Below are 25444 nucleotides of genomic sequence, written 5' to 3'. Positions count from 1 at the left end.
TTCCGCAACCGATCGGCATTGGTCCCACCGGGGCCGCTCGACGCAGGATGCGTGGTGCGGCCTTTGCTTTTTGTTCTACTGAAAAGCACCCGGCGTGATGGCGTTGCCCCGGCGGATGGGATGAACGCCCGCGGGAAACATAAACTCGGCGTCCGGCAGCAGATCGACACCTCGCGCCGCGCCGGGAATACGTACTGCTCCTCGCAACGGCGAGCCGTTGTTCGGTCGGGACGGAATGCCGCCGTAAACCAGCAGGTCACGACGCTGCGCCGTCATGTTGCCTTCGAAACGTCCCTGAGCCGGGCGAAACAAGTCACCGTCGCCGACCGTCAGGTTGTTGATGACCCACGCCTCGATGCCATCGGGAAATTTCTCGTTCCAGATCTTGAGAAACGTCCCCGCATGAAAATCGTTCACCATCGTGTTGTGGGCAAAATAGAGGGCATTGTCCTGCCAGCGCGGACCTTCCGCGCCATATGAGACGAGGACGGGGTTATCCGTGCCAGCGGCCTGTTCGATGACGTTGCCAATCACGTACGCCAGGCCTCCATTCGGAAACTCCAGCTCGTAGGACGCACGCCCGCCTTCGCCGTCGACAAGGAAGTTGTAACGTACGTCGTTCTCCCGCGCCCGCGATTTCAGCAGGTGGCCAAGGTACCCTTGTTCGAAGCGGCTGCCCCGTACCGAGAACCGTCCGATAGAACCGACATACAACAGGTGATGAAGTTGCCCGGCATGTTGCGGTGCCGCGCCGAATTCGCTGTTGAGGACATCAAGCGCGAGTTCGGGGAAATTGGCGGTCAGGATGCCCATCTCGTTGTCGAAAAAGGCGCAGCGGTCGACGGTAAGGTGCCCGCGCTCGAAACGAATGCCCGCGCCGTTGCCCACCGGTACGCGCGCCCCGCGAAACTCGATGTTCTCGATGCGGATGTCGCCGCCCCGAATCACCCAGATCGCCTTGCCTTCCGCGTTCCGCCCGTCGGCAAGCATTACGGGGCGTTTCCCTGTTCCGCGGATCGTGAGCTTGTTCTGCGTCCAAACCGCCGGCTGCCCACGGTACTCGCCCGAGCGAATCTCGACCACATCGCCGTCACGAGCCAAGCGAGCCGCGTCGGAAATCGTGCTCACCTTTTCTCCCTCTCCGACGACCAGGATCCTCGGCTCGCGTTGTTCGACTCCTTGCACCACGGCTTCGTGCTCCGGACTCTGGACGGTCAGCTTGCCGTCCGGCCCGCGCCGGATTTCACCTTTGTACTCCGGCGACGCAGGGAGGTCGCCTACGTTCTGGGCAATGGCCAGGGAAAAGGCGCTCTCCAGTAAACAACCAAGAAAAAAACAGACGATCTGCTTCTTGCGCATCGAAGTATTCCTTTTGAATCGTCGATCGGATCACGGGCAGTGTAGACCAGTACTGGCGCAGGAATTCCCTGGTTCTCGGCGGCACAACGACGAAAAAGTCCAAACAAGCACCAGGGACAATTCGTTTTTACGTAAACCGGCAGAAACCATCCCATTTGGAATGCAGGCACCGCATGGCTTCGCGACCCTTCGGGCTACGTTCCACAAATCGCTGCCAGCGCTTAATATTGGCGTAAGAGGTGGCTGTTGCTTCATCGTCGTCCCTGATAACCGCAATGTCGTCAACGATTTCGTGTTTGATCGGGAGTGGGCATGAAAAACCTATCCATCGCCAAGCGCCTCGCGCTGATGATTCTCGCGTCACAGGCCGCCCTGCTTATTGTCGGATTTGTAGGCCTGTCGGTTGCCAACCGTAGCGCCGCGAGCATCGGGCAGATCAACGACGTCAGTCTCTCCAGCATTCAGGTACTGAGTGCCGCCCGCCAGACCTTCATGGAAATCACCGTCAGTGCCTACGCACACGTCAACACGCCGGTCGCCGGCGCGATGAAGGAACTTGAGGCGAGAATCGACGCAAGCTCGCGGCGTTTATCGGATCAATTGGCAAGCTACGAAAAGCTCTTGTCGGGCGACGAAGACCGCAAGATGCTCGAAGCCGACAAGGCGAGCCTCGCCGAGTACGTCAATGTGATCAAGACGCAGGTGCTGCCGAAGTCCGACATGGACGAGAAGGATGCCGCGCGCAATGTCCTCACCAAGCGCGCCGCCTCGTACGGCGAGAAGACGCTGAAAGCCTTTGACGACCATATCGCCTACAACGACAAGCAGGCGCAGGAAGCTGCCGGTTCTGCCCTGACGAACGCGGAGCGCGGCAAAGCCGTGGCCCTGACCGTTATCTTGACGGGTGCAGTCGCTGTGGGTTTGTTGGGTTTCTTCCTCTCGCGCAGCATCAACGTTTCGCTGAGTCGGGTCGAAGAGATGGTGCACCGCATCGAAAGCGACCTCGATTTTTCAGTGCGGGCCAGCGTGCAGAGGGAAGACGAAATCGGCCGTACGACGCTGGCCCTGAATCGCCTGCTCGACAAACTGCAGAAGAACCTCAAATCGATTGCTGATGGGACCTTAGCCGTTTCCGGCGCCGCCGACCGGGTTACCGCGTCGTCGGAAGAGGTCGCCAAGGCCTCGAACCAACAAAGCGAGGCCGCGTCCGCCATGGCGGCGACGATCGAAGAGATGACCGTCAGCATCAATCACATTGACGATCGCGCGCAAGAGGCCGACCGGATATCGAGCGAGGCAGGCGCACTTGCGACCACCGGGGTTGAAACGATCCGGCAGACGGTGAGCGATATCGAAGATATTGCAACGACGGTCAACTCGGCGTCCGATCGCATGCGCAGTCTGGAGGAGCACAGCCGTCGCATTGCCCATGTCGTCGCCGTAATCAAGGAAGTGGCCGACCAGACGAACTTGCTCGCCTTGAATGCTGCGATCGAGGCAGCACGCGCCGGCGAGCAGGGACGTGGTTTTGCCGTCGTCGCCGACGAGGTTCGCAAGCTCGCCGAGCGGACGTCGGCATCGACGCGCGAAATCACCGATACGATCGGTAGCATGCGGGCCAGTACGGGCGAGGTTGCCGCCGGCATGCAGCAGATTGTCGAAAAGGTCGGTCTCGGCGTAGCCCGCGCCCGGGAAGCCGATAGCGCGATCAAACGGATTGGCGAAAGCACCAGCAACACTACCGCGATCGTCGACGAAATCTCGTCCGCTATCCGCGAGCAAAGCACGGCCGCGACAAACATTGCGATCCATATCGAACGCGTTGCACAGATGTCGGAGGAAAGCAGCGCGGCCGCCGCGCGAAGCGCCGATTCGGCCCGCGAGCTCGACGAACTCGCCAGCGAAATGAAACACAGCGTCAGCGCCTATAAGCTTTAGGCGGACCGCAGCCCCTGTGAACAGTCGCCTTTCACTCTTTGCGGCGGCCGACGTATACTCGCGCTTTCAGTGTTTGGTAGCCGGATATGAAACGTCTTTCCACAAAAGCTTGCCTGCTCGCTGTGCTGACAACCGCAGCCCTCGGTTTCGCTTCCATTCCCCAGGCGAACGCTGTCCCGAAAGCGGCCGAAAACGAGAGCGCCGCCGTAACGTCCGGCCCACATGTGGCACCGCCGAAGAACCGGACGAAAGCCCCCGTGGCAAAGGCTGGAACGAAGAGAAAAACGACGGCTCACGCGTCCCGTACGGCAAAGAGCTCGCGCGCAAAGAAGACCGGAGCGCATGCCAAGAAAGTTGCGGCACGCAAAAAGCGCTAGCGCATCGTCCAGTACGACAAGCCCTCTTTCCGAACTGCCTGACTACCGCCCCTGATCGTCCGATGCGCCGCTCTCCCGCTCTCTCCCTCGCCCTTTTATTTACCGCGGTAATCCCTGCCGTTGCAGCATCCACGGCTTTGGCGGAGATGCCTCAAGTCGAATTGACCGCGGGTTTCTATCGGATTGAAGCCGAAGTCGCTGCCACTCAGACGGACCGTGTGCAAGGCTTGATGAACCGCCGCAGCATGGCCGCCAACCACGGCATGCTGTTCGTTTTTCCTGAGGCGGAACGCCACTGCATGTGGATGCGCAACACCTTCCTGCCGCTGTCCGTCGCTTTTCTCGACAATGACGGCCGCGTTCTGAACATTGAGGATATGGAACCGCAAACCGACACCAGCCACTGTGCGGCCGGCCCTGCGCGCTTCGCCCTCGAGATGAACAAAGGATGGTTCTCTGCCAAGGGACTCAAGAAAGGCTTGCAACTCGGCGGACTGGAAAAATCGCCGCGTCCTCGGTGAGGCCGCCCGCAACTGGACAGACGCGGGAACGCGGCCGCTTGGCGTGGCGGACGACTTGCAGCGAGGTTGCCGGTACGCATGAGCTTGCCTCGTGGCTCTTCGACCCGGGGTCTCTGACAGCCCGCTTGCAGTCTCTCGGAAACTTCGCTGTACGCCCGCTCCGACAGACAATCGCACGCCCGACGCGCGACGAGGCCGCCGTACTCGGTCTCCGGCATCACGAGTTACTGCGTACCCGGGAGGTAGCCCTCTATCTGGATGGAATCCCGGTCGTCTTCGCGCACACGGTGCTTCCGCTCTCCCCACGTGGTCCGTTAACGCCTTGGCTAAAACGCTTGGGCAGACGCTCGCTCGGTGCCCTTCTCTTCTCCGTCCCGCGTATCGTGCGCGGCCCCCTGCACTGCCGGCGGCTCGATGGCCGCCATCCTCTGTATGGGCGTGCGCTCGCAGCATTGGGGGTTGAGCAAACGGCTGCACCGGAGCTCTGGGCGCGGCGCTCCCGGTTCACATTTGGTCGGCAATCATTGCTAGTCACCGAAGTATTCTCACCAGTGATTTTTCGTGAACAGTGCGCCATGTATCGAGGGGTTACGCGGGTAAAACCCTTCGGATGAAATAGCCTATCCATCGTTGCTTATTGATTTCCCGAAATAATTCGCTCGACGCGGCGTTCCGAAGCCGATACAATGCGCCCCGCGTTCTAGAAGCCTTTGGCTCCAAAAACGCGACGCGCCACGCGAACCTCACCGCATTTTCAAAAGCCCTCCTGCCCCTGGTGTCTTAAGACTGAACACCGTTCCGGCACAAAGCTTTCGTGCCGAAACGCACCGGACACTTCGCCTTCAAGCGAGCGTTTCCCTGCCTTTTCGTTGGGTTGGCGTTGCATCTTTGTTGCCCGCATGACGTCGGAATTCGCCCCTATTGGCGCCGACCGCGGGGCCATTACCCACGAAAGAAATTGATGACGTTTGCTGAACTCGGCCTCCATGAGGCATTGTTATCCGCTCTGACCAAATCGGGCTACACCGAACCCACGCCGGTCCAGGCCCTCGCAATTCCCGCCGCGCTTCGAGGCGCGGACCTGCTCGTATCGTCGCAGACGGGTTCCGGAAAAACTGCGGCTTTCATGTTGCCCGCGTTGCATCGTTTTGCAACGCAGCCACGCCCCGGCGTCACCGGCAACGATACGCCGATCGAAACGCCCCTCCGTGCGCCGGAAAGCGGCTGTAAGTTCAAGCCTTCCCGCGCAAAGGACAACCGGCGTTTCCAGCCCGCGCAACCGCGTATGCTGGTCCTCGCCCCCACTCGCGAACTCGCCATACAGGTCACCGCCGCGACGGACAAATATGGCAGCGCACTACGTCGCCTGAAGGCGGTGGCGATTCTCGGCGGCATGCCGTATCCGAAGCAGATGGAGTTGCTCTCGCGCAACCCGGAGATTCTCGTCGCCACACCGGGCCGGCTCATCGATCACATGGAATCGCGCAAGATCGACTTCTCGCGCTTGGAGATCCTCGTCCTCGACGAAGCGGATCGGATGCTGGACATGGGCTTCATCGAAGACATCGAGAAGATCATTGCAGCCACGCCTGTATCGCGCCAGACGATGCTTTTCTCGGCCACCTTGGAGGGAGCCGTCGGCCACATCGCTCAGCGCGTCACCCGCAACGCCGAAACGATTCGCGTCGCCGGTGCCACGGTACAGCATGAGAACATCGAGCAGCGTCTGCATTTCGTCGACGATTTGTCACACAAAAACCGCCTGCTCGACCACCTGCTACGCGACACGGCGATCAACCAGGCCGTAGTCTTCACGGCGACGAAACGCGATGCCGACGGTCTATCCGATCGCCTCAACGTCGCCGGATTCCACGCCGCCCCCCTGCACGGCGACATGCCGCAGGGGGCTCGCAACCGGACACTGAACGCCATGCGCCGTGGTCAGGTGCGCATCCTCGTCGCCACCGACGTCGCGGCCCGGGGTATCGACGTTCCGACGATCACGCACGTATTCAACTACGATTTACCGAAGTTCGCCGAGGACTACGTCCACCGCATTGGGCGCACGGGCCGAGCTGGACGTGACGGTTTGGCCGTCTCACTCGCCAACCACTCCGAACGCCACGCTGTGCGCAAGATCGAGCGATTCACTCGGCAAGCGATCCCGGTCGCCGTAGTCCCCGGCCATGAACCGAAACGGCAGCCGGCCGAAAAGACTTCCGCCGGCAAACCGAGATCGTATGGTAAGCCTCGGTCGGGAGCCGCCGCTCCAGGTAACGCTTCTGGGAAGAGCACCGGGCATTGGCGAGATCAGCGACAGGGTCAGTCGACAAAGGGTAGTTCCAATGAAAGCCGGGATCGCGTGACCAAACCCGGTCGTCACGGCGGCTCCGCTGACAAGCAGCGACGCACGTCGGAACGGACTTATCGCAGCAGCGCCAGTCGGTGAGAAATGCTGGCGCGGTGTGCCGCGTCAGCTTCCCATAACGTCGTCTCCTGTCTTTGCATTGGCGGCGGCGTTGCGGAAGAATCTAAGGGTTTTCCTAACAGACAAAGGCGCCCATGGATTATGAGTTGATTACCGATTGGACACGCCACGACGAAGGCGTCGTGGCCCTCCTCGCCGCAGCAAGGCGTTCCGTGCGGGTCTTCGATGACGACCTGTCTCGGCTCAAACTCGAACGACCGGAGAATGCCGAATCGTTACGCCGACTGCTCGCTGAAGAACCGCGCAGCGCAATCAGTATTTTCGTAAGAAACGCCGAGCCATTACAGCGGAATAGCCCGCGGATCCTCGGTCTGTTAACAACCTACGCGCACCGCATGGAAATTCGCCAATCGCCACCGCATCTCTCGTCGTTGCGCGATTGCCTGCTGATCGTGGACGATGTGCACGCACTGGTTCGGTTTGACCAGAGCCAGCCGCGCGCCAAACTGCTCACCGACAACGCGGCCGAAGTCGGCCCATACCTCAGGCGTATCGACGACGTCGCGAACGAGGGCGGCGACATCGTCAGCGCAACGACGCTCGGTCTGTAATATGCGAAACAGATGAAATGATCTCTTTAAGCTGCCATGTGTCCGCGCAGCTGTTATAATTTCGCGTTGATTGGCGCATGCGCCGGTCAACGGAACAAGTAGTTTCTGGTTGTTGTAGGCATCACTCGACCGGCGTATCGGCCAGTCAACCAAATTCACTTTTGGTACGTTGTTGTAATTTTCTATCGTATAGGACCCTCAAAAATGAAAAACTCTCTCCTCGTTGCCGCCCTTGTTGCTTTGACCCTTACTGCATGTGGCAAACAGGAACCCGCTGCCCCGGCTGCTGCCCCGGCTGCTGCTCCGGCTCCCGCCGCTGCTCCGGCTCCCGCACCTGAAGCCGCTCCTGCTCCGGCCGCCCCGGCTGCAGCTCCGGCCGACGCTGCCAAGCCCGCTGATGCCGCCGCTCCGGCTGCAGCTCCCGCTGCTGCCCCGGCCGACGCTGCCAAGCCCGCTGATGCTGCCGCCGCTCCCGCTCCTGCCGGGGAAGCCAAGAAGTAATTGATTTCTTCTTGAGTAATAAGCCGGCCCGCGGGCCGGCTTTTTTTTCACTTTACCGAAGGATGCCAGGGCCTAGCTTTCGCAACGCCTTCGAAATGTCGCTCGCCAGCAGTGAGGAGTAATATCAGCCGAGCTCGCGCCAGGCGAAGCCATTCTCCTGGTCGGCAACGCACACCCAATCCTCACCGCAATCGAGCGCACGCGACAGCGCGTGGCGTGCAAGCGCGGGCCGGTTGTTCTGCTCGCTCAGATGAGCCGCGACCACGTGCTGCAAACATGTTGTTTTGATCAGCGCGAATAACGACGCGGCCTGCTCGTTACCCAGATGGCCGTACGAGCCGGCAATCCTTTGTTTGAGCGCATACGGATAGGTTGAGGACGCAAGCATATCCGGGTCATGATTGCATTCGAGCACGAGCGCGTCGCAACCGTTCAGCCGCTCCACGATATGCGGCGTGATTGTCCCGGTGTCCGTCAGCACACCCAACCGACGTTTGCCGTCACCGAAGACATACTGCACGGGTTCCCGTGCGTCGTGAGGCACAGGGAAGGGCTGAATCTCGATACTGCCTATCGAAAAGGGCAAATGGCTATCGACGATTTTGCATTCCGGTAACGGCGATTGCCCGCGCGACAAGGCAATGTAGGTACCGTGGGTAAGAAATACCGGAATGCCATGACGACCGGCAAATCGGCACACACCGGCTACGTGATCGCTGTGTTCGTGGGTGACAAGAAGGGCCGTGATCTCGTCGCTGGAAACGCCCAATCGGCCAAGCCGCTCGCTTGTGGCGCGAACTGAAAAGCCACAATCCAGCAGAAGCTTGGTCTCGCCGGCATCGACAATCAGGGCATTTCCCTGACTGCCGCTGCCAAGCGAAGCAAACCGAATCACTTCAATTGATCGTACAACAGGCCCAGAATCTTCTTCGCGGTATCCGACTGGTCGACGCCGCCTTCAAGGGTTAAGACTTGCACGGAGGTCGCCGAACCGCCGTCCTTGACGAAAATCCGGTACTTGGTGTTCTGCTCCGGCTGAGAGCCCCGCCAGAACGCGAGTTTCGACATCAACCCGGCGTCTTTCTTCTGTCCGTCGGTTTCCGGGTCGACATAGCGCACGTAATAGAGACCTTTCGACCGATCCCGGTCTTCGACCGTAAATCCGACACGGTCAAGCGCCAGACCGACGCGCCGCCATGCCCGGTCGAACGACTCCTGAACTTCCAGAGCCCCCGCTCCGTCGCTTCCGCGAGCCAGCTTGGCTCGGTCGGCTGGTTTCGCCTTCGCTTCGGCGAGCGCCGCCGCCGCTTGCTTCTGATCGGAACCAAGGTGAACCATCAAGCGCCGCAACATCTCGGCCTCGAGTTCCGGGTCCGGGTCACGCGGCTGCCACCGCGTCTCGTCCCTGCGCTCAGTCGTGTAGATCTCGTACATGCCGCGGTGGCTGATGAAAATATCCGTTGTCCCGGGAGTTGCCCCCGGTTCGAGACGCGTTCTGAACTTGTCGCGTTCGGACGTCGAATACAATGAGTCAAGGACCTTGCCGAGAATGTTCCGCACGAAGCCGTCTCCCAGCTTCGCCCTATCCTCCGCCCAATCGGTCTCCATCACGCCGGCTTCCGGACGCTCGATCTTGACCAGGAAACCGGTCTCTTGCCAGAAATCCTTGATAGGCCCCCACAATTTGTCGGGCGTCTCGGCGACCACTAGCCAGCGCTGACTACCGGAACGTTCCACACGTATCTTGTCGACTTGCGGCAAGATATCGCTCTGTTGCTGTCCTTTCGCCAACGGCGAGCGCTCCTCGGCGTAGGCCGAGAACGTCGCAGTTCCCTTGCCCACCGCATCGGGTACGGCGAAGCGGTTGTCGCGCGTCGGCGAGGTCAGGTCGGGCGGGACCTCAAGTGAAGGAGGCTTCCCTGCCGAGGCCGATTTGTAATCGATCTTTTTCGATTCGAGCGACAACGAATTGCACGCCGCTATCGCGACGATGATGGCGTACAAACTAAGACGCGAAACAAGTTTCATTGATTAGTCCTGAAAATCTGGAGCGTCCGGCTAGAGCAGCCCGGCCTGTCGCATGGCGGCCCGGACACGCTCGTGGCACTCCGGCGACAACGGGGTAAGCGGCAGACGGATGCCTTCGCCGATCAGGCCAAGTTGTTGGCACGCCCACTTGACGGGGATCGGGTTGGCCTCGCAGAACAAGCTGCGATGCAGTCCCAACATGCGGAAGTTCAACTCGCGCGCCTTCTTCAAATCACCGGCGAGGGCCGCAGCGCACATGTCGTGCATCATGCGTGGAGCGACGTTGGCAACGACCGAAATATTGCCCTTGCCCCCCATCAGCAACAGCGAGCACGCACTCTGGTCGTCACCGCTGTAGACCGCAAAGCCTTCGGGTGCTTTCGCGATCAATTCGCTGCCGCGGTCAATGTTGCCGGTTGCGTCTTTGATGCCGACAATGTTCGGGATTTGGGCCAAGCGCAAAGTCGTTTCGTTGCTTAAATCGGCAACGGTCCGGCCAGGTACGTTGTACAGGATGACGGGGATGTCGACCGCCTCCGCAATCGCGCGAAAATGTCGGTAAAGACCTTCCTGCGTCGGCTTGTTGTAGTACGGAACGACGGACAAGGCCGCGTCGGCGCCGGCTTCCTTCGCGAACTTCGTCATCTCGATCGCCTCGGATGTCGAATTCGCCCCCGCCCCCGCAATGATCGCGATTCGGCCAGCCGCTTGTTTGACGACAGCTTCGATCAATTGATGGTGTTCATCCACGCTGACCGTAGGCGATTCGCCCGTCGTGCCGACGACCACGATGGCGTCGGTTCCTTCCTTGACGTGGAAGTCCACCAAGCGGCGCAGTCCTTCGAAATCGAGGCTTCCGTCCGCGTGCATCGGCGTGACGAGAGCGACCAGAGATCCGGTAATCATGTTCATGAGTGGCTACCCGAAGTTAATTGTTGGATTTTAACCGAAAGGCGCGTAGGCCCACCATGGGAAACGCGGCCGGGGCCGTTCGGCTGACAAGAGCGGCTGCTCTTTTGTCAAAGGCCGGCGAGCACTCTCAGATGTGCCGTTACGCTGCGGGCCAAGGCCGAAAGCACGTAGCCACCTTCGAGCATTGAAACGATCCGCCCGTGACCAGAGGTTTCGGCAATTTGCTTCATCTGCTCTGTGAGCCAAGCGAAATCGTTCTCGAACAGCTTCATGCCTCCGAGATCATCTTCGTAATGTGCGTCGAACCCAGCGGAAATGAAAACCATCTCGGGAGCGAACTCACGCAGGCGCGGCAACCAAAGGTCGGTTACCGTCCGGCGGACCTCCTCTCCATCCGTACCGCCCGGGAGAGGGATGTTGACCATGTTCGGCGCCGAACTCTCCGTACCGCTGTACGGATAAAACGGGTGCTGGAAAAAGCTCACCATCAACACCCGCTCGTCACCCCGGAGGCAGTCCTCCGTTCCATTGCCGTGATGGACATCGAAGTCGACGATCGCTACCCGCTGGAGGCCGTGGACTTTGATAGCGTGCATCGCGGCGACCGCGATGTTGTTGAAAAAGCAGAAACCCATCGCGGTCGCCCGCTCCGCGTGGTGGCCGGGCGGCCGGATCGCGCAAAACGCATTTGATGCTTCGCCGGTCATCAGGAGATCGACAGCCATGACGCCGGCACCGGCGGCCCGCAAAGCCGCCTGCCAGGTGTGCGGGTTCATCGCTGTATCCGGGTCGAGGTGCACGATGCCGGCCTGCGGCAAGTTGCGTTTGATTCGCTCCAGATGCGAGGCTGAATGCACGCGCAGCAACTGCTCGAATGTTGCGAGCGGAGCATCGTAGTGCGCGAAGTAGTGGTCGAGCCCTTGGGCGATTAGGTGATCGTTGATGGCCCCGAGGCGGGCCGGACATTCCGGATGGTACGCGCCCATGTCATGCAAGGCGCATTCCCGGTGCGAAATGAATGCGGTGCTCATCATGGCTGCCCTCGCTTCGATCCGGGCCGCGGAATGCGGCTACAATCGAGAAGGGGCCGGACAAAGCGCCGGCCTCGCCGGCCATTATCGACCCAACGCCTTCATGACTACAACTGCTGCCCCCAACCTGTCCGCCTCGGCTATCGAATCACTCATCGCGGCGGCCAATCGCGTCATTCTCGGCAAGGACACCCAGATACGCCTGGCGCTAGCCTGTTTGCTGGCGCGCGGCCACCTCCTCATCGAAGATCTGCCCGGTGTGGGCAAAACGACACTCGCACACACGCTGGCGCGCCTGCTCGGCCTCGAATTCTCGCGCGTCCAGTTTACAAGCGACATGCTGCCGGCGGACATCATCGGCGTATCGATATTCGATCGCGAGCGCAGCAGCTTCCGTTTTCTCCCGGGGCCACTGTTTGCCCAAGTCCTGCTCGCCGATGAGATCAACCGCGCTACACCGAAAACGCAGAGTGCCCTGCTCGAGGCGATGGAAGAACGTCAGGTAACGGCCGAAGGCGAGACGCGCGCGCTTCCCGAGCCGTTCTTCGTCATCGCCACGCAGAATCCATCCGGCCAGATCGGCACGTTTCCATTGCCCGAATCGCAACTCGACCGTTTTCTGCTGCGTATCGAGCTAGGCTATCCAGATCGGAATGCCGAACGCGCCTTGCTCGAGAGCGGCGGGCGCAAGGAGAAACTGCCCGCTCTGGCCGCCTGCTTTGAGCCGGATCAACTCGTCATGCTGCAACGAGAGGCCGCGGCCGTCCATACCTCGCCGGCGCTCCTCGATTATGTGCAGGCATTGACCGAAGCGACCCGCGGCCACCCGGCATTTGTGCACGGTCTGAGTCCGCGAGCGGCCCTTGGCGTACTCGCTGTTGCGCGCGCCTGGGCTTTCATTCACGGGCGAAAAATGGTGCTTCCGGAGGACGTTCAGGCCATCCTGCCGAGCGTAGCGTGTCACCGATTGCGGCTCATCAACAGCGCCAGCCACGCGCGGCCGGAGGACATCGTCAAACTCATCAAGACGACGCCTTTGCCGTGATCGCTCTCTTGAAGCCATTTCGACAATGGCTCTTTCGGTTCGGCGTGGACGAGCAGACGCCGATTGTGCTTACGCAGCGCCGCGTCTTCATCGTGCCCTCGCGCGGCGGCCTGCTCTTTGCGATCGTTCTCGCCGCCATGCTGCTCGGTGCGATCAACTACACCCTGAGTCTTGGCCATGCGCTTGTTTTTCTTCTCGCCAGTCTCGGACTGGTCACCATGGTTCACACGTTTCGCAACCTCGCGGGCCTGCACATTACGCCCGGGCATCCGGACCCGGTATTCGCTGGCGAAACCGCGCGCTTTCCGCTCGTCTTGGATTCGCACAGCGCGCACTGGCGCCGTTCGCTTGAGCTTGCCTTCGGAACCCATGACGGCGCTTTTGCCAGCATCCCACCGGGAGAACGGGCCGTCATCGAAGTCCCCTATCCGGCGCCGCGACGTGGCCGCTTACGCCCGGGTCGCCTGACCTTGTCTACCCGCTACCCGCTGGGACTGTTCCGCGCTTGGGCTTATCCGCATCCTCGCCTCGAATGCCTTGTCTATCCGAAACCCATCGAGACGCCGCTGCCGACCCCGCTTGCCGTATCGCATGCGGGCCAGCACCATGGCGGCAGCGGACAGGAAGATTTCACCGGATTACGCGAGCGGCAGCCGAGCGATTCGCCGCGGCATATCGCTTGGAAAGCCGTTGCACGCGATATGGAGCAGCGCCCCTTGCTCACCAAGCAGTTCGCGGGTGGAGCGGCCGAAGAGCTGTGGTTCGATCTGGATCAAACTTCACCCGACATGCCTCTTGAAACCCGACTGTCAGTACTCACCGGCTGGGTGCTGGCGGCAGAACAGGTCCAACTGCGCTACGGGGTACGCCTCCCGGGTCGGAGGGTACTGCCGGAACAAGGCCCCTCGCATCGGGACGTCTGCCTCGAGGCACTCGCGCTGTATGGCGAAGAACCGAACTGAACGCCTGCGGCCGCAGGTATTGATCGAACGCGGCGATGTGCCCTGGCTGATTGCCGTCGCGGCGGCAACCTCCGTTCCGCACGCCGCACACTTACCCGCCTGGCTAACGGCTCTGGCAGCCGCCGCAATGCTCGGGCGCCTCTGGTCCTGGCAACGCAACGCGCGCTTGCCTCCGCGCTGGCTGCTCTCAATCTTTGCCGTGGTCGGTGTTACGGCCATCGGTTGGCAGTTTCGAACATTGCTCGGGCGCGATGCCGGCGTGGCTTTGCTCGTCTTCTTTGTCGCGCTGAAACCGATGGAAATCCATACCCGGCGTGATGCGCTCGTGGTTGTGATGCTCGGGTACTTTCTGTTGCTCACCCATTACTTCTACTCGGAGAGCATCCCGACCGCGCTATGGATGTTGGCTGCCGCCACACTGGTCACCGGGACTCTGCTCAGGCTATATGGCGGCCATCAACCCGCGCGGGAAATCCTTGGGTACGCCGCCCGCCTGCTGGCGCAAGCCGCTCCCCTCATGATCGTCCTGTTCGTCCTCTTCCCGCGCGTGGAAGGACCGCTCTGGGGGTTGCCACGCGACGCCCACGCGGGGCTTACGGGACTGTCCGACACAATGGCCCCCGGATCGATCAATAATCTGATCCAGTCAGGCGAGATCGCTTTCCGCGTCCGCTTCGTCGCCGAAATCCCGAAAAAGTCTTCGCTCTATTGGCGGGGGCCGGTTCTCGATGATTACGATGGCCAAACCTGGCGCGGGGGCTTGCCACGTTCAGCGGCCCTGCCGCCCGATATCGAAATGCGCGGCGAGCGAATCGATTATGTTTCGACCCTCGAACCCCACGGCAAGCGTTGGCTCCTGGCGCTCGACCTCCCTGTTTCGCTACCCCGCGATAGCGCGCTCTCGCCGGCTTTCGTCGCCGTGTCGCGGGAACCGATTGTTCAACGGCGTCGTTACGCGCTCGCCTCGACAACGGCCTATACGGTCAATGCTCAGGAAGCCCGCCAGACACTGCAGCGGGCATTGCGCTTGCCGCCCTCCGTCAATCCGAGGACGCGCGAACTAGCGCGGAGTTGGGCAGCGGAACTCGAAACTCCTGAGCGCATTTCGGACCGTGCTCTGGCACTTTTCCGCCGCGAGGATTTTGTATACACCTTGCAGCCCCCGTTGCTTGGAGCCAATGCGGTCGACGAATTCCTTTTCTCGACCCGCCGGGGTTTCTGCGAGCACTTCGCCTCGGCGTACGTTTTTCTTATGCGCGCGGCGGGCGTTCCGGCCCGCGTAGTCACCGGCTATATGGGTGGGGAAGTGAACCCGGTGGACGGCTACCTCACCGTTCGACAATCGGACGCCCATGCCTGGGCGGAGATTTGGGTGGCGGGCCGCGGCTGGCTACGGGTCGACCCCACGGCCGCGGTCGCACCATCCCGTATCGAAAGCGGCGTCGCCTCCGCGCTGCCAGCGGCCGAGCCCTTGCCCGGCCTGCTACGCTTCGACAACCCGTGGTTGCGCGCTTTGCGGTACCGTTGGGAAGCGGCCGGGAATGCCTGGAACCAGTGGGTGCTCGGGTACAATCCCGACCGGCAGTACGAACTGCTGACGCGGCTCGGGCTGGAAGAACCTGATTGGCGCAAGATGACGGCCTGGCTTGCCGGACTGACGGCGATCGTGCTGCTGGTGCTGAGCTTCGGCATGTTGCGCCCACGACGAGCGGAGTTGCCTGAACAGCTTGCCTGGCGGCAGTTTTGTCAGCGCCTGGCCCGACTCGGAGTCGTGCGTGCCGAATGGGAAGGGCCGCAGGCTTTTGCGCAGAGGGTTTCTCACGAGCGGCCGGAACTCGGTCCGCTGACGCATGAAGCAGCGAAAAACTTTGCCGCGATACGCTATGGCGCCGGCGGACCTGATGAACTGAAACGACTGCGCGCATGCTGCCGTCGCCTACCCTCCCGCTGGAGAAAGACGAATTGAAAGGAAATCGAGTGCCGAGGCGGATCACCGCCTTCTTCTGCGGCCTGATTTTGGCCGCCTTGCCATTGGCCAGTTACGCGGGCAAGCCTGCGGCGCGCGCACCGACCTACGAGACGATGCCGGCGGTTCGCGATTTCATCCGAAGCATGCACGAACAACACGGGTTCGACGTTGACCGCCTGACGGCGCAGTTCGCGCGGGTGCGCCCCAATCAGGCGGTTCTGAAGGCCATCCAGCCGGCGGCCGTGCCCGAACAGCAGCGTTCCTGGCAACGCTACCGGGATCGCTTCGTCAACTCGCGGCGCATCGACAATGGTGTCGCATTCTGGAACGAAAACGGCGTTGAGTTGATGCGGGCCCAGGCGCTCTATGGTGTTCCAGCAGAGATCATCGTCGCCATCATTGGAGTCGAGACTGAGTACGGGCAGAACATGGGCCGCTTCAGCGTCCTGGAGGCGCTCGCTTCGCTCGCGTTCAGCTATCCGCCGCGTGCGGACTTTTTCCGGGCCGAATTGGAGCAGTTCCTGCTCTTGACTCGAGAGAACGATCAGGGACCGCTCGACGTGAAAGGGTCGTATGCAGGAGCGATCGGCATTCCCCAGTTCATGCCGAGCAGCCTGCGTCGCTTCGCGGTCGATTTTGACGGCGACGGACGCATTGATCTGCGCGGCAGCGTGGCAGACGCCATCGGCAGTGTCGGGCATTTCCTGCAAAGGCATGGGTGGCAAGAGGATGCGCCGGTTGCGAGCCCTGCCGCTGTATCCGGCGAGCCGGCAAACCTCGTCGCTGCAGGCGTCAAGCCGAATCTCGCCGCCGAAGACCTGGCGCGGAACGGTGTGACGGTCAACGGCGGTGTCGAAGAATTGCCGTCACGACCGAGCGCCCTGATCGATCTCGTAACGCCCGGGCTTCCGACCGAATACTGGCTCGGTTTCGACAATTTCTACGTGATCACCCGCTACAACCGGTCTTCTTTCTACGCGATGTCGGTGTTCCAGCTTGCGGAGGCGATCAAGAACACCCGGGGAATCGACAGCAACGGAAAGTAGCGACCGGACGAGCTCCACCTTCTGCCAGGACGAAGAGCCGCCCGGGGCAAGCGCTCCACTCATGTGCCCCGTGCAGATTTTGTCCGGCTAGAGTGCCAGGATCTTCTCTTCTTCGAGTTTGAGGAGCTTGTACTCGATCGAGTCGACGAGCGCCAGCCAGCTGGCTTCGATGATGTCGGTGGACACACCGACCGTCGTCCAGATCGATTCTCCGTCGGTCGATTGCAATAGCACGCGGACTTTGGCGCCGGTCGCATCGCGGCCGTTGATCACACGTACCTTGTAGTCGGTGAGGTGAACGTTCGACAGCTCCGGGTAGAACGAATCGAGCACCTTGCGCAGGGCGCGGTCGAGTGCATGAACCGGACCGTCGCCCTCGGCGGCGGTGATCTCGTCTTTGCCGTCTACCTTGACCTTGATGATCGCCGACGATCCGTATTCGCCGTTCGCCGGCTGCTCGCCGATGATCTTGAAGTGTTCCAGCTCAAAGAACGAGCGGTACTTGCCGAGCTGCTTGCGGATCACCAGTTCGAAAGTGCTTTCCGCGCCCTCGAACTGATAACCCTCATGTTCCATCTCCTTGAGCCGTCTGACGATACGGTCGGTCACCGCGTCATCCTTCGTAATGCTCGGATCGACCTCGCGGATCTTGTCCAGGATCATGCTGCGCCCCGAGACCTCGCTGACGAGGAAGCGCCGGCGCCCACCGACAAGTTCGGGGTTGATGTGCTCGAATGAACTCGCGGCCTTGTTTACCCCGTCGATGTGCATACCGCCCTTATGGGCGAACGCGCAATTGCCCACGTAGGGATCCCGCTCGTTGAGCGCCACATTGGAAATCGCCGCGATATGACGCGCTATCGTGGTGATGTTGCGATACTGCTCGGCCGGCAGGCACTCGTAATCGCGTTTCACGCCGAGGTTGGCGATGATCGTCGAAAGGTTTGCGTTGCCACAGCGTTCGCCGAACCCGATGTAGGTACCCTGCACGTGACGAGCGCCGTTCTCCACGGCCGCTACGCTATTCGCCACAGCCATGCCGCAATCGTTATGCGCATGCATGCCGAGCGGAATGTCGAACAGTGAGACAACCTTCTTGACGATGATGCCGATTTCGGTGGGGAAAGTGCCGCCGTTGGTGTCGCAAAGCACCAGGCAGTCGGCGCCGCCCTCGGCCGCTGCGCGCAGCGAGTCGACAGCGTACTTCGGGTTGTGTTTATAGCCGTCGAAAAAATGCTCAGCGTCGTAGATGACTTCCTTGCCTTTGGCCTTGAAGAAAGCCACCGTGTCGCGAATCATGCTCAGGTTTTCTTCAAGCGTGGTGCGGATGATCTCCGTCACATGGAAATCCCAACTCTTGCCGAAAATGACAATGACCGGCGTATCGGCCAGCAACAAGGACTGGACGTTATCGTCGTCTTCGACCTTTACGCCGCGGCGACGGGTGCTGCCGAAGGCCGCGAGCTTCGTATGTCGGAGCGCGATCTTTCTGGCGAGCGCGAAGAACTCGAGATCCTTCGGGTTCGAACCCGGGTTTCCGGCCTCCACGTAATCCACACCGTGGCTGTCGAGAAGTTCGAGAATGCGAAGTTTGTCGGCGACCGAAAAGGAAATGCCTTCGGCTTGCGCCCCGTCTCGGAGCGACGAATCGAATATCGCGACTTTATTGCCCATCTAAACGTCCTCGTGATTTTCGCTGCCCCGCGCCGCTGGCGCGGTCGCCAACGGAAGGGGCGTTACAGGAGACTATCCCGCTGCATGCCACCGCGCTTGATGACGCGGCGTAGCTGGTCGAGCGCCTCAATCTGGATCTGGCGTACACGCTCACGCGTGAGATTGAGGTCCGCGGCGACCTCTTCGAGCGTATTGATATCGCAACCGCCGAGGCCGTAACGCCGCTCCAGTACGCGCCGCTGCTTCTCCGGCAATTGCTCGACCCAGCGACTGATGAGTTCGCCGACCTCGTTCGACTGCAACAGATTCTCAGGGTCGATGGCACCGTCGTCCGGGATGGCGTCGGCCACCGTATGGTTGGGATCGATTTCCAACGGCGCATCCAGCGAAGCGATGTGTTCGTTGAGCGCAAGCGCCTGCCGCACCTCGCTGACCGGGCGGTCGATCAGATGCGCAATCTGTTCGAGACGGGTTTCCTTCCCGTTCGCTGCCTCAAGGTGTCGCACGGCGCGCAGAATGATGTTGATGTCCTTGACCACATGAACCGGTAGCCGGATCGTCCGCGACTGGTTCATGATCGCGCGCTCGATGCTCTGCCTAATCCACCAGGTGGCATAGGTCGAAAAACGGAAACCGCGATCTGGATCGAACTTTTCGATCGCATGGATCAAGCCGAGGTTCCCCTCTTCGATCAGATCGAGCAGCGGAATCCCCCGATTCAGGTAGTGCTTCGCAATATTCACTACGAGTCGAAGGTTGTGCTCGATCATCTTCTGCCGAGCGATGAACTCGCCGTTCCTTGCCCGGCACGCCCATTCGAACTCCTCCTTGGGGGAGAACAAGGGCTTGGCACCAATTTCGTTCAGATAATGCTGCGTGACGTCGTTGAGCAGTTCGACTTCTGGCGTCGTGGCAACGGCCTCTTCCTCCCGCTCTGCCAGGAACCCTTCTTCCGCCGAAGTCGCCTCGTCGGGCAGATCGCCCTCGGCAAACTCGGATTCCGACTCAGCGTCCTCGCCCATGATCAACGTTGCGGAAGATATTTGGTCGGATCCACCGGCTTCCCTTGGCGCCGGACCTCGAAATGCAACTTCACCTGGTCGGCATCGCTGCTGCCCATTTCGGCAATCTTCTGGCCCTTGGTAACACTCTGGCCTTCTTTGACGAGCAGCTTGCTGTTGTGCGCGTACACGGTGACGAATTCGTTATTTACCTTGACGATCACCATGTTGCCATAACCGCGCAGCGCGTTGTTGGCAATGAGCACACGACCCGCGCTTGCCGCGATGACGGGGTCGCCCGTCTTGCCGGCAATATCGATCCCTTTGTTGCCTGCCTCGGAATAGGAGCCAATGACCTTCCCGCTTGCCGGCCAGATCAGGCTCAATTCGTCATTGGCGGGGACAGCGTCCGCTGGTCGAGGTTCAGGAGCAGGCTGGGGCGCAGGGGTTTCGGCCGGTTTACTTTGCCCTTGCGCTTGCGCCAGGGCCTGATCGGAGTACGGCTCTTTCCCCGCCTTCGGTGTACGTTTCAGGAGTTCGTTGTTGGTGCTCGCCGGTGGCGCCGGGACAGCACTCGTGTCGCCGATCGGCCTTGAAACGACGACGTCCGACGTCACAGGCGCTGTCGACGCGACCGCCGAGCCGGCGGCATTCGGATCAACCGGTGGCCTGACTTTGAGGACCTTTCCCGGGGTGATCCGGTTCGGGCTGTCGATACCGTTCAGGGCGATCAGTTCGCGAAAATCCATGTTGTGATCACGCGCGATGCTGTAGAGCGTGTCACCGCTCTTTACCACGTAAGTATCCTTGGAAGCCGGTGCGGTAGCGGCGGCACGGGGCGCACCGCGTTCCTCAACCGGGGCGGGCGCCTTGCTCGCACATCCTGCGACGGCGAGCGTGACAACGGCGATCATGCCGGAGCCGAACTTGGCGAAGCGGCAACTATTTTTCATTCGAGTCCTGAGAGTAACGGCACGAAGCGAACGGCATCCAGACGGGTTTCCACCAAGCCCTCGGGCCTACGCTCGATCAAGAGAAGGTACTGCTCCCCCGTCCCCAAGGGCAACAGCATTCTGCCACCAAGCGCCAGTTGCTGCAAAAGCGACGGTGGCACGCGGTTGGCGGCCGCCGCGACGATGATCGTGTCGAAAGGAGCGGCCTCCGGCAACCCCAATTGTCCATCGGCGTACTTCAAGCGGACCTTGAATTCCTGGATCGTGCGCATGTTCTGCTTCGCGCGCGCGAGCAGCGGTTCGATACGTTCGACGGCGTAAACTTCGTCGGTGAGCTGAGCCAGCACAGCGGCCTGGTAGCCACATCCCGCCCCCACCTCCAGCGTTTTCCCCAATTCCCGACCTTCACGAAGCACTTCGATCATGCGTGCGACGATGAAAGGTTGCGAGATGGTTTGCGAAAAACCGAGCGGTAAAGCCGTGTCCTCATATGCACGCGAAGCCAGTGCTTCCTCGACGAATACGTGGCGAGGGACGGCGGCGATCGCGGCCAACACGCGCTCATCGCGAATGCCTTTCTCGCGCAGACGCTCGATCATCCGCGCACGCGTACGCTGCGACGTCATCCCAATCCCGGCAACTCCCCGGCTCATGACTTCAGCCATTCCTTGATGAGAGGCAGTTGTCCACCATGTGTGAGATCGATCTGTAGCGGCGTGATGGAAACCAGGTTGTTCTGCACGGCGTGGAAATCGGTACCGGCGCCAGCGTCTTGCGCTGCGCCTGCCGCTCCTACCCAGTACACGGTCTCCCCACGCGGAGTCACCGTACGCACGACGGCCTCAGCCTTGTGACGTTTGCCGAGCCGGGTAGCGGCCCTACCGCGCAATTCCTCATAAGGGACGTCCGGCACGTTGATGTTGAGCAGCAACGGCTCACGGATCGGTCGCGCCTGGATCATCCTCACCGTCTCCAAGGCAATTCGCGCCGCGGTGTCGAAGTGGGCACCGACCTTGCTGCACAGCGATACGGCAAGAGAAGGCACGCCTAACAAAAAACCTTCGGTGGCGGCAGCGACCGTTCCCGAATAAATGGTGTCGTCACCCATGTTCGCACCGAGATTGATTCCCGAAACGACCATGTCCGGTACTTCTTCCAACATGCCGGTTACGGCCAGATGCACGCAATCGGTCGGCGTGCCGTTCACGTAGTAATAACCGTTCGCCGCGCGTTTCAAAGACAACGGTCGATCAAGGGTCAGCGAATTGCTCGCCCCACTGCGGTCACGCTCAGGAGCAACCACGGTCACTTCAGCCACCGCTTTCAGCGCGTTGGCCAGACAATCGATCCCCGGGGAAAAATAACCGTCGTCGTTACTCAGAAGTATCCGCAAATCTTCACCTGTGCAATTCGATGTAGTTGAGGTCGGCCGACAAGGCCAACCTGCGGGGAAAGTTGCCCTGCAAATCGGCGGAAACACGCCCACGGCAAGGCCGTCGGCCTTTTGCCGCATTCCCTTCCCTGCCTGGGTTTACGAGACGAATTATAACTGAGGGCCCTTGGCAAAAACGCTTTACCCAAATGGCAAAATCCGCCTATACTTTTTGTCGGGTGGTAAGGCCAATTTTCTTGGCCTTCATCCGCAGGTTACATAGACCACAAGGAGGGTTCGTATGAGAAAAGCACCTGGAATGATGACCTTGTTGGCGGCAGCGGTCACGGCCATCAGTCCGCAAGCCGCAACAGCGGCTCCCGCACAGCCGCCGTACGCCGAATTGCGCGCGGTTGATTTTCAGAAAGATGTCGACGGCAAGAAGGTCGATCTTTACACGATCAAGAACAAGAAGGGAATGGTCGTCAAGATCACCAACTACGGAGCGCGCATCGAACAGATTCTGGTTCCCGATCGCAACGGCAAACTCGGAGACGTTGCCCAGGGCTACGAGACAATCGACCAGGTAATGGGGGGGCAGGGTTCGATGGGGGCTTTCGTCGGCCGCTACGCCAACCGAATCGGCAACGGCACATTCACGCTCGATGGAACAGAGTACAAGCTTGCCATCAACGACCTTTCCACGCCGCCCGCACCGCCCCGGCAGAATACCCTTCACGGAGGCAAGAAAGGCTCGCGTTTCGTCGTCTTCGATGCCAAGCCCCTATCCGACAGTTCGGTGCAGATGACGATCCTGTTCAAGGACGGCGAGGAAGGCTTCCCGGGCGATCTTCCGGTGCGTGTCGTCTATAGCGTGACCGACAACAACGAGCTTGTCGTCGCCTACGACGCTGTCGCGGCGAACAAGAAGACAGTCGCAAATTTCACGGGCCACACATTCTTTAACCTCTCTGGAGACCTCGGTAGTTCGATCGAGGACCACATCCTGACGGTGAACTCGGACCGCGTCCTCGAAGTTTCCCCAGCACTCGTGCCAAACGGCAAACTACGCGATGTGGAAGGAACGCCGATGGATTTCCGCAAGCCGAAAGCTATCGGAAAGGACATCAAAGCGGATTATGACTTGCTGAAAGCCGGCAATGGGTACGACAACCATTACGTATTGAGCATGAAGCAGCCATCCGAGTTGGCGTTCAATGCTAGAATCATGGACCCGAAATCGGGTCGTGTGATGGAGGTCTGGTCGACCGAGCCCGGAATACAGGTTTATTCTGGAAACTTCCTCGAAGGGAAGGTACCTCGCGATCTCGGCAAAGGCTCCACGGTTTATCCTTTCCGCAGCGCGTTCTGCCTCGAGCCGTCGCGCTTCCCGGATTCGCCGAATCATCCGGGGTTCCCGACGACGGAAGTCAATCCGGGCGAATGGTATAGCGGCAAGATCGTCTACAAGTTCTCTACGGCAAAGAAATAATACGTCCAGCAAAAAGCCCCGGTTTGTCCGGGGCTTTCTTATTTGTGAGTTGGCATTGGGTTACCGACTCAGCGCTTGATTCACTCAGGTTGCCACCATCACCGACGCGCTGCGCGGCTGTCGGACCACCAGCCGGTCTTGCTTCTCGTGACTCGCCCCGCCGAGGGCCCTGCTTGGCAACCGTACCTGCAGCCGATCTCATCGCTAACGAAAGATCGGGCCGTATCCCGCTGTCGCGAAGCAACCCGATCGTTGCCTTCATGAGACCTTTTCAGTGATTGAGATCTTCCTTGGTCACTTCAATACTCGACGCGGGATTGATTACCTTCGCGAGTTGAAGATACATGTTCTTCACGCTGTACAAGACCATGATTGCGCCCGTGATCGGCATACAGGCATACAACCATTTCTTTGACATCGCAAAGGCCGTAGTCTGCTCTTCGGTATGCATCATCAATTCCACCGCATACCAGAAAAAGATGGCGATAAAAACCAGCGAGGCTAACTCGACCACAAAGCGATAGACGAACCGAGCGCGCACCCCAGGCAAATATTTCGAGATCCAATCTCCAACGCTAAAGTGGCTATGGCTTACCCATACGGCTGCCGCGCCATAGAAAATGAGCGCCCCGTACAAGAGTTCGAGAATCTCGTCAAACCAGTGCATCGACATCACTGGAACAAAGCGAACGATGATATTAAGGGTAAGAATCGCGGTGATCGCCGCAAAGAGTGCAATGCACACCCATTCGAGAACCAGCAACAATCCCTTGTCGATACGATTCATCACAAGAAGTGCCGAATTCTTCATGACTTGTTCTCCCTGGTTTCCTGATTTCCGTTTGGCATACTCAGCTCCCTGCCCCCATCACGTAGTTTGGTAGCCACAAGGCGATTTCCGGAACAAACGCGCACAAGATCGTCACCACCAGAATGGCGACCAGATAGGGCAGGCATTCGTAAGCCAGATTCCAAAGTCCGACCTTGGCGAAGCTTTCGACCGCGAAGAGGCACATGCCCACAGGAGGCGTCAAATTGCCGATCATGATCAGCAGCGTCATCACGACCCCGAAATTCACCATATCGATGCCGAACAACGGGCAGATCTTCATGAAAATCGGCAGGGTGATGAGAAAGATCGCGTTTCCGTCCAAGAAGCAGCCGAGAACAAGGATGATTCCGATCACGATCCACAGGAAAGCCGTGGCCGAGGCGCCGACCGATGTCAGCTGCATGATGAGGGCGTCCGGGATGCGTTCGAAGATCGTGAACCACCCGAAGAAATTCGCCGTGGCGATAATGAACATCAGGCCGCACGTCTGCTTCAGGGACGCGAAAAGGATCGCCGGTAGATCCTTTATACGCAAATCCTTGTACAGGAAGCCCAGCCCTGCGGCATAAAGCGACGCGATCACAGAGGCCTCAGTCGGAGTAAAAAATCCCGTGGTGATGCCGCCGATAATGATCACCGGGGCCATCAAGGGCAGGAAGGCTGCGTACGTGCTGTCGAGGATTTCGCGCAGGTTGGCGCGCGGATCATTCGGTAGTTCCCGCGGCTTGGCCATGATCCAGATAGCGATCATCATCGCCACCCCCATGACCACACCAGGTACGGCACCGGCCAGAAACAAACGGCTTACCGACACTGATGTAATCGCGCCGTAGAGCACGAACGGGATTGACGGCGGAATGACCGGCCCGATCGTGGACGCCCCGGCGACGATCGCGGCGGAAATCGTGGGCTTATAACCAGCATCGACCATTGCTCGGTGCTGAATCTGACCAAGGCCTGCTGCATCGGCAACAGCAGAGCCTGACATACCCGAAAATATCATTGAAGACACGACGCTGACTTGCCCAAGCCCGCCCGGTACGTGGCCGACCAGCGCGCGCGCGAACCGGAACAATCGTTGTGTCGTGCCGCCGGTATTCATCAAATTGCCGGCAAGGATGAAGAAAGGAATCGCCAGCAACGTAAATCCCGTGGTACCGGAATACATACGTTGCGGCAGCATCGTCAGAAAACCCGTCTGCCCCTGACCGACGAAGAAAATGACGGCCGTGAGCCCGATCGCCACCGCTATGGGCACGTCAAGCATCAACATCACGAGCAGCGTCCCGAATATTGCTAGGGTAAGCATGGGAACCTCGGTACGAGATGGCGGGGACAGCCTGGTCGGCATTTCCCGCGTACGAACATACTGACGGGACCGCGAACGGTCCC

23 protein-coding genes are annotated in these 25444 nt (G+C 60.2%); 11 read left to right on the top strand and 12 right to left on the bottom strand.

Features of this window, described 5'->3' with window-relative positions; all coding sequences use genetic code 11:
- Positions 1-75 precede the first annotated feature (75 nt).
- Positions 76-1359 (bottom strand): right-handed parallel beta-helix repeat-containing protein, encoded by a 1284-nt coding sequence (locus tag NZ453_RS04835; protein WP_263769260.1) that lies wholly within the window; start codon positions 1357-1359, stop codon positions 76-78.
- A 312-nt stretch (positions 1360-1671) separates the two neighbouring features.
- Here NZ453_RS04835 and NZ453_RS04830 point away from each other — a divergent pair, with 312 nt between their 5' ends.
- The 6 genes from NZ453_RS04830 to NZ453_RS04810 all read left to right on the top strand — a co-directional run bounded on the left by NZ453_RS04830 (position 1672) and on the right by NZ453_RS04810 (position 7735).
- The gene (locus tag NZ453_RS04830; protein WP_263769259.1) at positions 1672-3297 is read left to right on the top strand and encodes a methyl-accepting chemotaxis protein; all 1626 of its coding nucleotides are present in this window, start codon (positions 1672-1674) and stop codon (positions 3295-3297) included.
- A gap of 523 nt (positions 3298-3820) precedes the next feature.
- Positions 3821-4195 carry a DUF192 domain-containing protein gene (locus tag NZ453_RS04825; protein ID WP_263769258.1) on the top strand — a complete coding sequence of 125 codons (375 nt, stop codon included), beginning with the start codon at positions 3821-3823 and terminating at the stop codon, positions 4193-4195.
- A complete protein-coding gene (locus NZ453_RS22140) occupies positions 4123-4809 on the top strand; it encodes a chorismate--pyruvate lyase family protein (protein ID WP_420851600.1) in 687 nt (228 codons plus the stop codon). Before NZ453_RS04825 ends, NZ453_RS22140 begins: the two co-directional genes overlap by 73 nt.
- A gap of 347 nt (positions 4810-5156) precedes the next feature.
- Complete coding sequence (locus NZ453_RS04820) at positions 5157-6644, top strand: DEAD/DEAH box helicase (RefSeq protein WP_275983059.1); 1488 nt, start codon at positions 5157-5159, stop codon at positions 6642-6644.
- 113 nt (positions 6645-6757) lie between these two features.
- Complete coding sequence (locus tag NZ453_RS04815) at positions 6758-7234, top strand: DUF7931 domain-containing protein (protein ID WP_263769257.1); 477 nt, start codon at positions 6758-6760, stop codon at positions 7232-7234.
- 204 nt (positions 7235-7438) lie between these two features.
- Positions 7439-7735, top strand: a complete 297-nt coding sequence (locus NZ453_RS04810) for a hypothetical protein (protein WP_263769256.1) — start codon at positions 7439-7441, stop codon at positions 7733-7735.
- A gap of 124 nt (positions 7736-7859) precedes the next feature.
- Here the strand turns inward: NZ453_RS04810 and NZ453_RS04805 are convergent, their stop codons facing one another.
- From NZ453_RS04805 to NZ453_RS04790, 4 genes are all read right to left on the bottom strand, one after another.
- Positions 7860-8630, bottom strand: coding sequence for an MBL fold metallo-hydrolase (locus tag NZ453_RS04805; protein ID WP_263769255.1), 771 nt, complete (start codon positions 8628-8630; stop codon positions 7860-7862).
- Entirely contained in the window at positions 8627-9763 is a 1137-nt protein-coding gene (bamC, locus tag NZ453_RS04800) for an outer membrane protein assembly factor BamC (RefSeq protein WP_263769254.1), read from the bottom strand. The genes NZ453_RS04805 and bamC overlap by 4 nt, the downstream gene beginning before the upstream one ends.
- Positions 9764-9793: 30 nt before the next feature.
- Positions 9794-10669, bottom strand: coding sequence for a 4-hydroxy-tetrahydrodipicolinate synthase (gene dapA / locus NZ453_RS04795; RefSeq protein ID WP_263769349.1), 876 nt, complete (start codon positions 10667-10669; stop codon positions 9794-9796).
- 113 nt (positions 10670-10782) lie between these two features.
- Positions 10783-11709, bottom strand: a complete 927-nt coding sequence (locus NZ453_RS04790) for a histone deacetylase family protein (protein WP_263769253.1) — start codon at positions 11707-11709, stop codon at positions 10783-10785.
- Positions 11710-11809: 100 nt separating this feature from the next.
- Here NZ453_RS04790 and NZ453_RS04785 point away from each other — a divergent pair, with 100 nt between their 5' ends.
- From NZ453_RS04785 to mltB, 4 genes are read left to right on the top strand one after another with little or no spacing between them, the layout of a single operon-like run.
- The gene (locus tag NZ453_RS04785) at positions 11810-12751 is read left to right on the top strand and encodes an AAA family ATPase (protein WP_263769347.1); all 942 of its coding nucleotides are present in this window, start codon (positions 11810-11812) and stop codon (positions 12749-12751) included.
- Complete coding sequence (locus tag NZ453_RS04780) at positions 12748-13713, top strand: DUF58 domain-containing protein (RefSeq protein ID WP_263769252.1); 966 nt, start codon at positions 12748-12750, stop codon at positions 13711-13713. The genes NZ453_RS04785 and NZ453_RS04780 overlap by 4 nt, the downstream gene beginning before the upstream one ends.
- Positions 13694-15679 carry a transglutaminase TgpA family protein gene (locus NZ453_RS04775; RefSeq protein WP_263769251.1) on the top strand — a complete coding sequence of 662 codons (1986 nt, stop codon included), beginning with the start codon at positions 13694-13696 and terminating at the stop codon, positions 15677-15679. The genes NZ453_RS04780 and NZ453_RS04775 overlap by 20 nt, the downstream gene beginning before the upstream one ends.
- Before the next feature lie 11 nt (positions 15680-15690).
- On the top strand, positions 15691-16728 hold the full coding sequence (mltB, locus tag NZ453_RS04770; RefSeq protein ID WP_263769250.1) for a lytic murein transglycosylase B: 1038 nt from the start codon (positions 15691-15693) through the stop codon (positions 16726-16728).
- Positions 16729-16815: 87 nt separating this feature from the next.
- Here mltB and cimA read toward each other — a convergent pair whose 3' ends face one another.
- The 5 genes from cimA to surE form a co-directional block, all read right to left on the bottom strand.
- Positions 16816-18402, bottom strand: a complete 1587-nt coding sequence (cimA, locus tag NZ453_RS04765) for a citramalate synthase (protein ID WP_263769249.1) — start codon at positions 18400-18402, stop codon at positions 16816-16818.
- Positions 18403-18464: 62 nt separating this feature from the next.
- Complete coding sequence (gene rpoS / locus NZ453_RS04760) at positions 18465-19424, bottom strand: RNA polymerase sigma factor RpoS (protein ID WP_263769248.1); 960 nt, start codon at positions 19422-19424, stop codon at positions 18465-18467.
- 2 nt (positions 19425-19426) lie between these two features.
- Positions 19427-20356 carry a peptidoglycan DD-metalloendopeptidase family protein gene (locus NZ453_RS04755; RefSeq protein ID WP_263769247.1) on the bottom strand — a complete coding sequence of 310 codons (930 nt, stop codon included), beginning with the start codon at positions 20354-20356 and terminating at the stop codon, positions 19427-19429.
- A complete protein-coding gene (locus NZ453_RS04750) occupies positions 20353-21009 on the bottom strand; it encodes a protein-L-isoaspartate(D-aspartate) O-methyltransferase (protein WP_263769246.1) in 657 nt (218 codons plus the stop codon). The genes NZ453_RS04755 and NZ453_RS04750 overlap by 4 nt, the downstream gene beginning before the upstream one ends.
- Positions 21006-21749, bottom strand: a complete 744-nt coding sequence (gene surE, locus NZ453_RS04745) for a 5'/3'-nucleotidase SurE (RefSeq protein ID WP_263769245.1) — start codon at positions 21747-21749, stop codon at positions 21006-21008. Before surE ends, NZ453_RS04750 begins: the two co-directional genes overlap by 4 nt.
- Before the next feature lie 280 nt (positions 21750-22029).
- Between surE and NZ453_RS04740 the strand changes: the two genes are divergently transcribed.
- Complete coding sequence (locus NZ453_RS04740) at positions 22030-23220, top strand: aldose epimerase family protein (RefSeq protein ID WP_263769244.1); 1191 nt, start codon at positions 22030-22032, stop codon at positions 23218-23220.
- A gap of 271 nt (positions 23221-23491) precedes the next feature.
- Here NZ453_RS04740 and NZ453_RS04735 read toward each other — a convergent pair whose 3' ends face one another.
- Both NZ453_RS04735 and NZ453_RS04730 read right to left on the bottom strand, forming a co-directional pair.
- Entirely contained in the window at positions 23492-24031 is a 540-nt protein-coding gene (locus NZ453_RS04735; protein WP_263769243.1) for a TRAP transporter small permease, read from the bottom strand.
- Positions 24032-24071: 40 nt separating this feature from the next.
- Positions 24072-25361 (bottom strand): TRAP transporter large permease, encoded by a 1290-nt coding sequence (locus tag NZ453_RS04730; RefSeq protein ID WP_263769242.1) that lies wholly within the window; start codon positions 25359-25361, stop codon positions 24072-24074.
- Positions 25362-25444: the final 83 nt, after the last annotated feature.

Source organism: Propionivibrio soli, assembly GCF_025770765.1.
In the GTDB taxonomy this organism is placed as follows: domain Bacteria; phylum Pseudomonadota; class Gammaproteobacteria; order Burkholderiales; family Rhodocyclaceae; genus Propionivibrio; species Propionivibrio soli.
This window is presented reverse-complemented; position numbering and strand designations above follow the sequence as displayed.